Origin of the sequence: Pseudomonas sp. GOM7, from assembly GCF_026723825.1 — a bacterium.
Classification (GTDB): domain Bacteria; phylum Pseudomonadota; class Gammaproteobacteria; order Pseudomonadales; family Pseudomonadaceae; genus Aquipseudomonas.
The window spans coordinates 1,076,190-1,088,828 of sequence record NZ_CP113519.1; the positions used below are offsets into that span (position 1 = coordinate 1,076,190).

Consider the following 12,639-nt stretch of genomic DNA (forward strand, 5'->3'; position numbering starts at 1 on the left):
TCCGGGTCAGCGTTCGCGGCGGCGTTCGATCTCGACCAGACGGTTACCCTCGAAGCGCAGGATGCTGAGCATGCCATTGCTCGGGCCATAGACCCACTCTTCGATCCGATACTCTCGGCGGTCGTAGGGGCCCAGGGTATAGCCGATGGGGTCACGGTATGCCGGGGCGCCGCACTTGCGTTCCACCTCGAAGGCCCGATCGCCCAGGCTGACCAGTTGGCTGCCGCAGCGCAGGGTGTCGGCCTGCGCGGCACTGCCGAGCAGGAGAAGGGTGGCGAACGGCAGGAAGGAAGGTCTGCGCATGATCATTGGCTGTCCAGATGCAGGGCGGTGAGCACCCGACCATCGGCTTGGGGTTCTGCCAGGTTGACATCGATCAGGTAGACCCGTTCATCGCTCAGATGGCCCTGTTCCACCAGATAGTCCTTGATCACGGCGGCACGTTGCTGGGCCAGTTGGCGTAGCAGCAACTGGCTCTGCGCCCAGGAGTCCAGCACCGCCTGGCGCATCTTCTGCAGACGCTGCTCTTCGTCCAGCTCAGCCCATTCCGCCGGCGGCTGCTGTTTGAGGCGCGAACGATAGATGCCTTCGAGCAGGGCGGCCTGTTCGTCTTCGTCTACCGTCAGCTCGTCGGGGCTGGCCGGCACTTTGTCGCCACGGCGCTGCAGCACCTTGTACCAGGTTGTACGGAATTCTCGCTGCAGGCGCTGTTCGGCCAGCAAGGGGCCATCGGCGCGCTGTGCGCTCTGGCCCTCCACTTCCAGGCGCAGGGCCGGGCGTTCCTGCAGGGCCTTGGCCAGGGTATCGAGTGCCTGACGGGCGTCGCCGGACAATTCAGCGGAGCCGGCGGCGAAGGGGATGGTGCTCAGATCCATGTCAGCACTGCCGCCCACCAGCCCGGCAACGAACTTGAAGGGGGCCTGAGCGGCGCGCAGCACCAGGTTGCGCAGGGTCTGCCAGACCACCGGCATGACGCTGAACTGCGGGTCATTGAGGTTACCCTTGACCGGCAGCTCGATGGCAATACGGCCCTGGGTGTCCTTGAGCAGTGCGACCGCCAGGCGCACCGGCAGGTCGACGGCATCGGGGCTGTCGACCCGCTCGCCCAATTGCAGGTTCTCCACCAGCACCTTGTTATCGGCATTCAGTTGGCCTTTCTCGATGCGGTAGTGCAGGTCGAGATTGAGGCGCCCCTTGCGGATGCGGTAACCGGCGAACTTGCCGGAGTAGGGGGTGATGGTGGTCAGCTCGACGTTCCTGAAACGCGTGGCGATATCCAGGCTGTTGAGTGGGTCGAAGGGGGTGAGTTTGCCTTTGATGCTGACCGGCGCATAACGGTCGACCTTGCCGCTGATATCGACGCTGGCGGCCAGCGGACGCTGGTTGTCGAGGGTGCCGATCTGGCCATCGAGCTGCTGGATGGCAGTGGCGAAGTTCGGCGTCAGGCTGAAGTCGGCGAAGTTGGCCGAGCCGCCATTGATGGCGATGCCGCCGATGTGCACGGCCAGCGCCTTGCCTGAATCCTCCTGCGAGGAGGCCGGTTGCGGCACGATCAGTTCGCTGAGGTTGGTGCTGCGGTCTTCATTGATCATGAAGCGCGCATAGGGCTGATCCAGCTCGATCCGGTCTATGGCCAGGCTCTCGCCATGCTGATAGGCGATGCCGTTGACCCGCACCTGCTTCCAGCGCACCAGATCGCGTTCGCGCAGGGTGTCGAGGGTATGCAACTGGTCGATGCGGGCATCACCCGTCACGTTCAGGGCCAGGGGGTTGGTGCCGTCGAGCTGGACGTCGAGGTTGCTGCCGAGCAGGCCGCTGCGCAGTTCCAGGCGGATGAAGGGGCTCAGGTAGGCCTGGGCCAGGCGTAGGTCGAGGTCTTGCGTCGCCACCTCGAGCCTGGCCGTGGTGGGCTGGAGCTGGACTTCACCCTTGGCCTGCAGCTTGCCCTGTTTGCCCACCCCGGTATCCAGGCGCAAGGTGAAGGGCTTGTCGCCGAGGCTGTCGAAATCCGCGAGGTCGAGGTTCAGTGGGCCGACATCCACCGCCACGTCCTGTTCCGGGGCGCGGTCGGCGAGGTGGGCCTTGTAGTCACGCAGTTGCACATCGGCCAGGCGCACTTGCCAGGGCTTGTCTGGCTCCTGTGGCGTCTCGCCCGCTTTGGCCTCGCTGCCCTGTGGCCTGGCGAACAGCTTCTGCCAGTCCAGCTCGCCATCAGCTTCGCGCGCAGCCCAGGCCTCCAGGCCCTGGCTGCGCACCTGGCCGATCAGCACCTGCTGCTTGGCCAGATCCAGGCGGCTGTCGGCGATATCCAGGCGTTGCAGGCGCACCAGCGGCTTGCCTTGTGGGTCGTCGATGGCGAAGGGGGCCAAGTGGGCGCTGACAGCGCTCAGTTGCAGTTCGGTGCCGCTGCTCAGATCCAGTTGGTAGTCACCGGCCAGGTCGATCTGGCCTTCTTTCAGTACCAGCGGCACGGCATCGCGGACATAGGGCCAGAAGGTGTTCAGGTGGCCGTCGCTGATCTTCAGGCTACCGCTGGAGGTAATGGCAGGCGTCAGGCTGAGCTGGCCCTGCCAGTCGATACGTGCACCGTAGGGGCCGCTGGCGGTCAGGGTCATTTCGGCATCGTCGCCGGCCAGGGTGCTGAGGTTGCGCAGGTGCAGGTTCAAGGCGTCGTAGGCGAACTCCACGGGTTCGCTGGGGCGCAGATCCTGGAAGCGCAGGGCATTTTCCTGCACGCGCAGATCGTCGATGCGCAGCGGGAAGGGCTGGCTGTCACTGGGTGGCTCCTGTGCATCGCGTGGCGGCAGGCGGAACAACTGAGCGAGGTTGAGCTTGCCTTCCTTGTCGAACAGCACCGCCGTGTGCGCGCCTTGTAGCTCCACCTCGGCCAGGTGCAGGGCGCCACTCCAGAGGCTGTCGGCCTGCAGGTTGGCATACAGGCGTTGCACACGCAGATCCTCCTGTTCGCTTGCACCGAGGCGCAGCCCCCACAGGCTGAGTTCGAGGCTGAAGGGGTTGAACTGTACGCGCTGCAGGCTGGCCGGTACGTTGGCGTACTGGGCGAGCTGCTGGTTGGCGATGCGCAGGGCGATGCCTGGCAGAATCAGAAAGCCGATCAGGCTGTAGAGAAAAACGGCGATCAACAGGGCGCTCAGTGCGCGCTTCAGTCCTTTGGGCATGGCAAGGCGTCATCTATCCGGACGAGGAGACGAATTTGATTATGGCACGGCGGTTCGGTTCCGGCTGTGACAGGCCCGGCTGAGCTAGAGGTGCAGGATCAGGGTTTTCAGCGGCGGCCTGGCGTCGTGCGAGGGAAAGTCTGCCGCCGGGGCGAGCGCCTGGCAATCCCGCACGGGGCGGCCAAGCTTCTCGGCGCAGCGCAGCACCTGGGCGCGAAAATCCTCCATCTGCACCTTCGCCAGGTTGTTGCAGCACACCAGGGTGCCGCCCTCGGCGGTGGCCAGCAGGGCCGGCTTGAGCAGGCTCTGATAATCGCGCAGCAGATCCACCGTGCCGAAGGCGCTCTTGGCCCAGGCTGGCGGGTCGAGGAAGACCAGGTCGAACTGGCGTGGTTGCAGGCGCGGGTAGCTCGGTAGTTTCTGTCCACGACGGCTGCTGATCGGCAGGTCGGCGAGCTGGCGGATGGCCGGGAAGTAGTCGGACTGGATGAACTGCATGGCTGGCAACTCGGGGTTCAGCGCGCCATTCTCACGGCCCACGGCCAGGTTGCCCTGAGCGAAGTCCAGATTGACCACCTCGCGTGCCCCACCGGCTGCCGCGCACAGACCGACGCCACAGGTGTAGGCGAACAGGTTGAGCACGGACTTGCCGGCACTGTTGGCCTTGACCCAGCCACGGGCGTTGCGCAGGTCGAGAAACAGCAAGGGATCCTGCCCGGCGTGGCGGCCGCGCACGCGGTAATTCAGCCCCCACTCCTGGCCGATCATATCCGCCAGTGCCGCTTCTTCGGCCTGGAACAGCGTCGGGTCACGGTCGATGCGCGAGTTGCCTTTGCAGCGGTCGTTGTAGATCAGCAGCAGCGTCTGGCCGAGGTGGGCCTCGACAGCGCTGGCGATGGTCTGCAAGTCGTCGGCTGGCAGTGGCTGATGAAAGCTTTGCACCAGCAACTGCGGGCCGTAGCGATCGACGGTCAGGCCTGGCGCGCCTTCCTGGCTGCCGTGGAACAGGCGGTAGCAGTCGGTGCCTTGGGCGTGCAACTCGGCCAGAAGATCCCGGCGGGCGTCGAGGGCGGCGCGCAGCGCCTGGTCAAGAGCAGACATGCGCGGCGTCTCGGAGAAAGGAGGGGCAGCAGTTTATCAAGAAAAGCAGTCGCCTCCGAGGCTGCACCATAAGGTAGCCCTTCCCACAGAAGCCAGGCAGTAGGGTGGATGTCGCTGTTTACATCCACCCAAGCGGTGGATCGATGAAGCGCGATCCACCCTACGGTCAACGCTCGATGGCCAGCGCCACGCCTTGGCCACCGCCGATGCACAGGGTGGCCAGACCCTTCCTGGCGTCGCGGCGGATCATCTCGTGCAGCAGGCTCACCAGCACGCGGCAGCCCGAGGCGCCGATGGGATGGCCCAAGGCGATGGCGCCGCCGTTGACGTTGACCTTGTCGGCATCCCAGCCCAGTTCCTGACCCACTGCCAGGGCCTGTGCGGCGAAGGCCTCGTTGGCTTCGATCAGGTCCAGCTCGGCCAGGCTCCAGCCAGCCTTGTCCAGGCAGCGGCGGGTGGCGGAAACCGGGCCGATGCCCATGATCGCCGGGTCGACGCCGGCATTGGCATAGCCGGCAATCCTGGCCAGCACCGGCAGGCCCAGCGCTTGTGCCTTGGCTGCGCTCATCAGCAGCACGGCAGCGGCGCCGTCGTTGAGGCTGGAGGCATTGCCGGCGGTGACGCTACCATCCTTCTTGAACGCCGGCTTGAGCTTGGCCAGGGACTCGGCACTGGTGCCGGCGCGCGGCTGCTCGTCACGGGCGAAGGCGATGGGGTCGCCCTTGCGCTGCGGGATCATCACTGGAGTGATCTCGGCATCGAAACGCCCGGCCTCGATGGCCGCCACGGCCTTCTGCTGTGAGGCGGCGGCGAAGGCATCCTGGGCTTCACGGCTGATGCCGTATTTCTCCACCAGATTTTCGGCAGTGATGCCCATGTGGTAGTCGTTGAAGGCGTCCCACAGGCCGTCGACGATCATGCTGTCGAGCATCTGCGCGTGGCCCATGCGCAGGCCGGTACGCGCTTTCGGCAGCACGTAGGGCGCCAGGCTCATGTTCTCCATGCCGCCGGCGATGATCACCTCGGCATCGCCGCAGCGAATGGCCTGGGTGGCCAGGTGCAGGGCCTTGAGGCCCGAGCCACAGACCTTGTTCAGGGTCATGGCGGGCACGGCATGGGGCAGGCCGGCGCGGATGGCGGCCTGGCGTGCGGGGTTCTGGCCACTGCCTGCGGTGAGCACCTGGCCGAGGATGACTTCATCGACCTGGGCGGCGTCGAGGTTGGTCTGCTCCAGCAGGCGCTTGATGACGATGGCGCCGAGTTCCGGCGCGGGGATGTCAGCCAGGCTGCCCTGGAAGCTGCCGATGGCGGTGCGGGTGGCGGCGACGATAACGACGTCTTGCATGTGCAGATCCTCGATTCGGTTCAGACAATGACCGGAAAGACGCCGATGGTCGCATAGCCCAGCGTGACCGGCCAGCCACGCTGCCTAGCGCTCCAGGCGCTTGCGGGCGCGCTGCGCGGCACTGCTGCGCATGGCCCAGCGCAGTACGCTGGCGGTGCGCTGCACACTGGCGCGTATCAGCGGGCGCTGCCAGGCTGCCTGGTGTTCACCCAGCAGATCACTGGCCCAGTCCGGCAGCAGGTCGATGCCGGCCTGCATCATCAGCTTGCCGAAGGGTTTGGTCAGGACGTTCGGCGCTGGTGCGGCATACAGCAGCCTGACCACTTCGCGGGTGCGGGCGTCGCAGAGCAACTGCGGGCGCATGCGTTGCAGGTAGTCGGCGATCGCCTGGCGTGACCTGGGCACCTCCTGCGCGCCGAGGCGCTCGGCGATCAGCGCCACTTCGCGGTAGTAGCGATCCTGCTCCTGTGCGGGCAGTTGCGGGTCGACGTAGCGCAGGTAGCCGGCGAGAAACTGGCTGACCTCCGAGACATGCACCCAGGTCAACAGCTCGGGATCGCTGGCGGCATAGGCTCGCCCATCCGGTGCATGGCCGACCACCTGCAGGTGAATGCGGCGTACCTTGTCGATCAACTGCTCGGCATCCTGCAGGCCACCATAGCTGGTGCCGGCGATGAACAGGCTGGTGCGGCGCAGGCGGCCGAGCATGTCCTGGCGAAAGTTGGAGTGATCCCACACCCCAGCCAGCGCCAGCGGGTGCAGCATCTGCAGGAGCAGCGCAGAGACGCCGCCGACCATCATCGCGGTGAAGTCGGCGTGCACCTCCCAGACCATCGACTGCGGGCCGAACAGGCCGACGTCGCCGCGCGGCTGGTCGAGGTCGAGCACACCCAGCGAGGCGCCGGTGAGGCTGTGCACCTGTTGTTCGATATGACGGCGTAGGCTTTCCATGGTGCGCAGTGTCGAACCTCGGCTCGGCAGACGCAAGGCGGAGGTCCGTAGGGTGCGCCGCGCGCACCTTCATACGCTACGGCGAGTGACCTGGTGCGCACGGCGCACCCTACGGTGGGTTCAGCGGTTGAGTCGCTGCTCAATCAGGCTGTCCACCACGCTGGGGTCGGCCAGGGTGGAGGTATCACCCATGTTCTCCAGCTCGTTGCAGGCGATCTTGCGCAGGATGCGCCGCATGATCTTGCCCGAGCGGGTCTTGGGCAGGCCCGGCGCCCACTGCATCAGCTCCGGCTTGGCGAAGCTGCCGATCTCCTTGCCGACCAGGCTCAGCAGCTCCTTCTTCAGTTCCTCTGAGGGCTCCTGGCCGTTCATCAGGGTGACGTAGGCGTAGATGCCCTGACCCTTCACATCGTGCGGGTAGCCGACCACCGCCGCTTCGGCCACGGCATCGTGCAGCACCAGGGCGCTTTCCACCTCGGCGGTGCCGATGCGGTGGCCGGAGACGTTGATCACGTCGTCCACCCGTCCGGTGATCCAGTAGTAGCCGTCTTCGTCGCGGCGTGCGCCGTCACCGGTGAAGTAGTAACCGGGGTAGGGCTTGAAGTAGGTGTCAATCATGCGCTGATGGTCGCCGTAGACACTGCGGATCTGGCTTGGCCAGCTCGCCTTGATGGCCAGCACGCCGCTGCCGGGGCCGTCGATCTCCTTGCCCTGTTCGTCCAGCAATACCGGCTGCACGCCGAAGAAGGGGCGGGTGGCCGAGCCCGGCTTGAGGTCGGTGGCACCGGGCAGCGGGGTGATGAGGATAGAGCCGGTTTCGGTCTGCCACCAGGTGTCGACGATCGGGCAGCGGGTTTCGCCGACGACGTGGAAGTACCATTCCCAGGCCTCGGGGTTGATCGGTTCCCCCACCGTGCCGAGCAGGCGCAGGCTCGAACGCGAGGTGCTCTTGACCGGCCCTTCGCCCTCACGCATCAGCGCGCGCAGGGCAGTCGGCGCGGTGTAGAAGGTATTGACCTGGTGCTTGTCGATCACCTGCCAGAAGCGCGAGGCGTCCGGGTAGTTGGGTACACCTTCGAACATCAGAGTGGTGGCGGCGTTGGCCAGCGGGCCGTAGACGATATAGCTGTGCCCGGTGACCCAGCCGACATCGGCGGTGCACCAGTAGATGTCGCCTTCGTGGTAATCGAACACGTACTTGTGGGTCATCGCTGCGCCGAGCAGGTAACCGCCGGTGGTGTGCAGCACGCCCTTGGGTTTGCCGGTGGAGCCGGAGGTATAGAGGATGAACAGCGGATCCTCGGCGTCCATCGGCTCGGCCGGGCAGTCGCTGCTCGCCGTATGCAGGGCTTCGTGGTACCAGATATCGCGGCCTTCCACCCAGGCCACATCGCCCTGAGTGCGTTCGACCACCACCACGGTGGAGACGTCCGGGCAGCTTTGCAGGGCCTTGTCGACGTTGTTCTTCAGCGGGATGTACTTGCCGCCACGCACGCCTTCGTCGGCGGTGATCACGGTGCGGCAGTCGGCATCGAGGATGCGGTCGCGCAGAGCGTCGGGGGAGAAGCCGCCGAACACCACCGAGTGCACGGCGCCGATGCGTGCGCAGGCGAGCATGGCGTAAGCCGCCTCGGGCACCATCGGCATGTAGATGCACACCCGGTCGCCCTTCTTCACGCCACGATCCTTGAGCACGTTGGCCAGGCGGCTGACATTGTGGTGCAGCTTGTTGTAGGTGATGTGCGCCGACTCGGCGGGGCTGTCGCCCTCCCAGATGATGGCGACCTGCTCACCGCGCTGTTCCAGATGGCGGTCGATGCAGTTGTAGGCGACGTTGAGTTGGCCGCCCTTGAACCATTCGGCGTGGCCTTGCTTGAGGTCGCTGGCGTGTACCTGATCCCAGGGTTTGAACCAGTCGAGGAAGGCCTTGGCCTGCTCGGCCCAGAAGGTTTCGGGTTGTTCGACGGATTGTTGGTACAGACGCAGATAGGCGTCATTGTCCAGGTGCGCACGCTGACGCACCGCATCGGGTACGGGATGGCGGGTGATCTCGAACATGGCGGGGTCCTTGTAATTGTGTGGCCGCAACGACCACAAGGGTGCACCCAGGCATGTGTTGGGTTCAAGGCTTAAGCATTTCCATATGCTGCCGAGCCCGCTCGTGCGGCCGGTATTCGAGTTGTGCTGCGACCAGACGTCGGGTCGATGCACCGTAACGACTGGCGATTGCCGCGAGCGCCTCATCGAGGGTCTGCGCGGCGTTCGTGGCGCCTCCCGGCAGTTCTGGCAAGCCGCTGGCTTGCGTGCGCTGCGGTATGAACTCCAGCCCGCTGGCGCTGAATACCGGCTGACTGGCCACGCCTTGCACTTGGGTGCGAAAGGTGCGTGCCCAGGCATCCACGCGCAGTGCCAGGCTGATTTCGTCCATGGCGGGGTGCAAGGTGACGGCGAAGGTTTCGTGCTTCCAGAGCGCCAGGTAGTTACCCGCCGCTGTTAGGTAGCCCTGGCTGCCAAGGGAAAACGCCTCGCTGTCATGCTGGGGCGTCCAGTTGCCGACGCCGAGCTCCTGGCCCAGGGCGTGCGCTCTGGCGGTGCCGGCAATGGCTTCGACCAGCGCCAACGTCGCTGGTAGGGCTGCGCTGACGCCTGCGGTGGTCATCAATGGGCCGTCCACCACGTAGCGCCGGTTTTCCTGCCATCGGGTATCGGGAAAGTCGCTCAGGCGCTGGTCGCGTGAGTACCAGTGTCCCGTCGCACGGCGCCCTTGCAGCAGGCCGGCATGAGCTAGCGGCAGCACGCCGTCGCAGATGCCGATGACGCTCGCGCTCAGCGCCGCCTGCTGCCTGATGAAGTCCAGCAGGCGGCGCTCCTGGCTGTCATGCACGGCGGGCACGATCAGGTAATCGGCGCCCTGGGGAAAGTCGCGCTGAAACTCGGCGATGCTGGCGTCGGCGCGCACGCTGAGCGCCGGCATCAATTGCACCGGGCCCGGGTCGATCGCCACCGCCAGCACCCGGGCCACACCGGCGCGACGCAGAACCCCGAGCGGCACCACGAAATCCGTCAGCTCCGTCATCCGGTTCTGCGCGATCACCACTACCAGGGGCTGCTCGCGCTCGAAGCGCGGCTGGTAGATGGGCAGTCGTTCGTCATCGGCGTTTACGCAGCCGACGAAACATAGCAGGCCGAGCAATGCGGCCATTGGCCATTTTCTGCACATGACGTCACTCCTTCGTCTGCAAGAGGCGAGCAGTGTGTCGTGTATATGCTTGGCGCATATGTCATAAATGAGTGAAAACCTGCCATTGATGACGGAAAAGGAAGCGATGACGCACAGGGTTCTGCTGTTGGTGTTTCCCGAGTTTCAGTTGCTCGATGCCACCGGGCCTGCCGACGTGTTCGCCGCGGTGGACGAGCATTTACCGGCAACTGGCCGACCGGCCTACTTGTTGCAGGCGATATCGCTACTGGGCGGTCTGATCGCCTCCAGCAGCGGGCTGGCGATGGCGACCCAGCCGTTGCCGGAACCGCAGCAACTGGTCGGCTGTACCTTGCTGGTGGCGGGTGGACATGGTGTGCAGCGCGCCTTACAGCAGGGGCAGCTCACTCGGTGGTTGGGACAGGCCGGGCCGCTGGCAGCACGCTGTGCCTCGGTGTGTACGGGCGCCTTTCTGCTGGCGCAGGCCGGTTTGATGACGGGCCGCAAGATGGTCACCCACTGGCGTTATGCCGAGTTGTTGCAGCGGCTGTACCCGGGCGTGGAGATCCTGCATGACAGCCTGTTCATCCGCGATGGGGCCTTCTACAGCTCGGCTGGGGTTACGGCGGGGCTGGATCTTTGCCTGAGCCTGGTGGAGGACGACCACGGGCGTGACGTTTCGCTACAGGTGGCCAAGGGGCTGGTGATGTACCTGAGACGGCCCGGCGGGCAGCGTCAGTTCAGTGCCGAGCTGCTGGCCCAGCAGGCGCCTGCCGAGGGCATGATGCAAGGCTTGCTGATGGAGCTGCGCAAGTCCCTGGCTAGCCCTTGGGACGTGGAAAGCATGGCGACCTTCACTAACATGTCGCCGCGTACCTTGCATCGGCATTGTCAGGCCGAACTCGGAGTGACGCCGGCTCGGCTGCTGCTGCACCTGCGTCTGGAATGCGCTTGCCAATTGCTGGAGGCGGGAGAAGCGTCGCTCAAGCGCGTGGCGCTGCGCAGCGGCTTCAGCAACGAGTACAACCTGCGACAGGCGTTCTCCCGGGCGTTGGGGGTAACGCCCGGGGAGTATCGTCAGCGCTTCTGTCGCTGAGGTATGCCGGGGCGCGCCCCTCTCGGACGATCAACCGCGATGCTGGGAGCGGAAGTGCTCGATCAGCCCCTGGGTGGAGGCATCGTTGGCCGGCTCGGCAGTGGCGCCGGTGAGGCGTTGATAGACCTCCTTGCCCATTTCCTTGCCCAGCTCCACGCCCCACTGGTCGAAGGCGTTGATGCCCCAGATGGCGCTCTGCACGAATACCTTGTGCTCATACAGCGCCACCAGCGCACCGAGGTTGAACGGGGCGATGCGGTTCATCACCAGAATGTTGCTCGGGCGGTTGCCAGGGATCACCTTGTGCGGCGCCAGACGTTGCACTTCATCTTCGGCCATGCCCTTGGCACGCAGTTCGGCCTCTGCCTCTTCGCGGGTCTTGCCCTGCATCAGCGCCTGGGCCTGCGACAGGCAGTTGGCGAACAGCCACTGGTGGTGGTCGGACAGCGGGTTGTAGCTGTTGACCGGGACGATGAAGTCCGCCGGCACCAGCAGGCGGCCCTGGTGCAGCAACTGGTGGTAGGCGTGCTGGCCATTGCAACCGACGCCACCCCAGATGATCGGCCCGGTGGTGATGTCCAGCGCGCTGCCGTCCTGGCGCACGCTCTTGCCGTTGGACTCCATGTCGAGCTGCTGCAGGTGCTTGGTAAAGTTGCGCAGGTAGTGGTCGTAGGGCAGGATCGCCTGGCTCTGCGCGCCCCAGAAGTTGCTGTACCAGATGCCCAGCAGGGCCATCAGCACCGGCATGTTCTCGGCCAGTGGCGCCTGGGTGAAGTGCTCGTCCATGGCGTAGGCACCGGCCAGCAGCTCCTTGAAGTTGGACACGCCGATGGCCAGGGCGATGGGCAGGCCGATGGCTGACCACAGCGAGTAGCGCCCACCGACCCAGTCCCACATGGGGAAGATGTTCTCCTCGCGGATGCCGAACTCGACAGCGGCCTTGCGGTTGCTGGTCACCGCGATGAAATGGCGGTGCAATTCCTCTTCAGGGCCACCCATGGCCAGGTACCAGTCACGCGCGGCCAGGGTGTTCTTGAGCGTTTCCAGAGTGCCGAAGGATTTGCTGGAGACGATGAACAAGGTAGTTTCCGGATCGAGGCGGGCGGTCAGCTCACGGAACTCGCTGCCGTCGATATTGGCCAGGTAGTGGCAGCGCACACCGCGCTGGGTGAAGGGGCGCAAGGCTTCGGAAACCAGTTGCGGGCCGAGGAAGGAGCCACCGATGCCGATGTTCACCACTTCCTTGATCGGTTTTTCGCTGTAGCCGCGCCACAGCCCGCTGTGCACACGGGTGACCAGTTCGGTCATCTGGTACAGCACGCGATGCACCTCGGGGATGATGTCCTCGCCGTCCACCACCAGGCGCCGACCTACCGGGCTGCGCAGGGCGGTATGCAGGGCGGCGCGCTGCTCGGAGGCGTTGACCTGCTCGCCGTTGTACAGCGCCTCGATGGCATCGCCCAGGCGCGCCTGCTCGGCGAGCTGGATGAGCAGATCCAGGCTGTGTTCGTTGATCAGATTCTTCGAGTAATCGAGCAGCAGGCCGCAACTGTCCAGCGAGAAGCGCTGGAAACGGCGGGGATCGCTGGCGAAGGCCTCACGCATGCTGAAACCGGCCATCTCCTCGCGGTGCTGGCGCAGGGCCTGCCAGGCGGGCAGGGTGGTAACGTCGTGAGGCTGTTGATAGTAGGCCATCGGAACTCCTGATCCGCAAAAGCAAAAAGGCCCGGATTCGTCCCGGGCCATGAAAGTGTAACCGCCTGGCTTT

Annotated in this window: 9 protein-coding genes; 1 reads left to right on the top strand and 8 read right to left on the bottom strand. The window is 65.3% G+C overall.

The genetic code is table 11. From position 1 onward, the window contains the following. Positions 1-6: 6 nt before the first annotated feature. The 7 genes from OU800_RS04875 to OU800_RS04905 form a co-directional block, all read right to left on the bottom strand. Entirely contained in the window at positions 7-309 is a 303-nt protein-coding gene (locus tag OU800_RS04875; protein WP_268181631.1) for a DUF2845 domain-containing protein, read from the bottom strand. Then, a complete protein-coding gene (locus OU800_RS04880) occupies positions 306-3,179 on the bottom strand; it encodes a DUF748 domain-containing protein (RefSeq protein WP_268181633.1) in 2,874 nt (957 codons plus the stop codon). Before OU800_RS04880 ends, OU800_RS04875 begins: the two co-directional genes overlap by 4 nt. An 84-nt stretch (positions 3,180-3,263) precedes the next feature. Then, on the bottom strand, positions 3,264-4,280 hold the full coding sequence (locus OU800_RS04885) for a class I SAM-dependent rRNA methyltransferase (RefSeq protein WP_268181635.1): 1,017 nt from the start codon (positions 4,278-4,280) through the stop codon (positions 3,264-3,266). Between the two features lie 166 nt (positions 4,281-4,446). After that, a complete protein-coding gene (locus tag OU800_RS04890) occupies positions 4,447-5,625 on the bottom strand; it encodes an acetyl-CoA C-acetyltransferase (RefSeq protein WP_268181636.1) in 1,179 nt (392 codons plus the stop codon). 84 nt (positions 5,626-5,709) lie between these two features. Next, positions 5,710-6,576: an oxygenase MpaB family protein gene (locus OU800_RS04895; protein WP_268181637.1), complete on the bottom strand. Its 867-nt coding sequence runs from the start codon at positions 6,574-6,576 to the stop codon at positions 5,710-5,712. Between the two features lie 120 nt (positions 6,577-6,696). Continuing rightward, on the bottom strand, positions 6,697-8,634 hold the full coding sequence (gene acs, locus OU800_RS04900; protein WP_268181638.1) for an acetate--CoA ligase: 1,938 nt from the start codon (positions 8,632-8,634) through the stop codon (positions 6,697-6,699). Between the two features lie 64 nt (positions 8,635-8,698). Further along, the gene (locus OU800_RS04905) at positions 8,699-9,796 is read right to left on the bottom strand and encodes a DJ-1/PfpI family protein (protein WP_268181640.1); all 1,098 of its coding nucleotides are present in this window, start codon (positions 9,794-9,796) and stop codon (positions 8,699-8,701) included. 106 nt (positions 9,797-9,902) lie between these two features. On the opposite strand from OU800_RS04905, the gene OU800_RS04910 reads away from it, so the two are divergent. Beyond that, a complete protein-coding gene (locus OU800_RS04910) occupies positions 9,903-10,871 on the top strand; it encodes a GlxA family transcriptional regulator (RefSeq protein ID WP_268181642.1) in 969 nt (322 codons plus the stop codon). Between the two features lie 30 nt (positions 10,872-10,901). Here the strand turns inward: OU800_RS04910 and pgi are convergent, their stop codons facing one another. Beyond that, on the bottom strand, positions 10,902-12,566 hold the full coding sequence (gene pgi, locus OU800_RS04915) for a glucose-6-phosphate isomerase (RefSeq protein ID WP_268181644.1): 1,665 nt from the start codon (positions 12,564-12,566) through the stop codon (positions 10,902-10,904). Positions 12,567-12,639: the final 73 nt, after the last annotated feature.

What these genes read in the sequence shown, in the direction of transcription:
- OU800_RS04875 (WP_268181631.1), bottom strand. Translation starts at nt 309, where the DNA reads ATGATCATGCGCAGACCTTCCTTCCTGCCGTTCGCCACCCTTCTCCTG.
- OU800_RS04880 (WP_268181633.1), bottom strand. Translation starts at nt 3,179, where the DNA reads ATGCCCAAAGGACTGAAGCGCGCACTGAGCGCCCTGTTGATCGCCGTT.
- OU800_RS04885 (WP_268181635.1), bottom strand. Translation starts at nt 4,280, where the DNA reads ATGTCTGCTCTTGACCAGGCGCTGCGCGCCGCCCTCGACGCCCGCCGG.
- OU800_RS04890 (WP_268181636.1), bottom strand. Translation starts at nt 5,625, where the DNA reads ATGCAAGACGTCGTTATCGTCGCCGCCACCCGCACCGCCATCGGCAGC.
- OU800_RS04895 (WP_268181637.1), bottom strand. Translation starts at nt 6,576, where the DNA reads ATGGAAAGCCTACGCCGTCATATCGAACAACAGGTGCACAGCCTCACC.
- acs (WP_268181638.1), bottom strand. Translation starts at nt 8,634, where the DNA reads ATGTTCGAGATCACCCGCCATCCCGTACCCGATGCGGTGCGTCAGCGT.
- OU800_RS04905 (WP_268181640.1), bottom strand. Translation starts at nt 9,796, where the DNA reads ATGTGCAGAAAATGGCCAATGGCCGCATTGCTCGGCCTGCTATGTTTC.
- OU800_RS04910 (WP_268181642.1), top strand. Translation starts at nt 9,903, where the DNA reads ATGACGCACAGGGTTCTGCTGTTGGTGTTTCCCGAGTTTCAGTTGCTC.
- pgi (WP_268181644.1), bottom strand. Translation starts at nt 12,566, where the DNA reads ATGGCCTACTATCAACAGCCTCACGACGTTACCACCCTGCCCGCCTGG.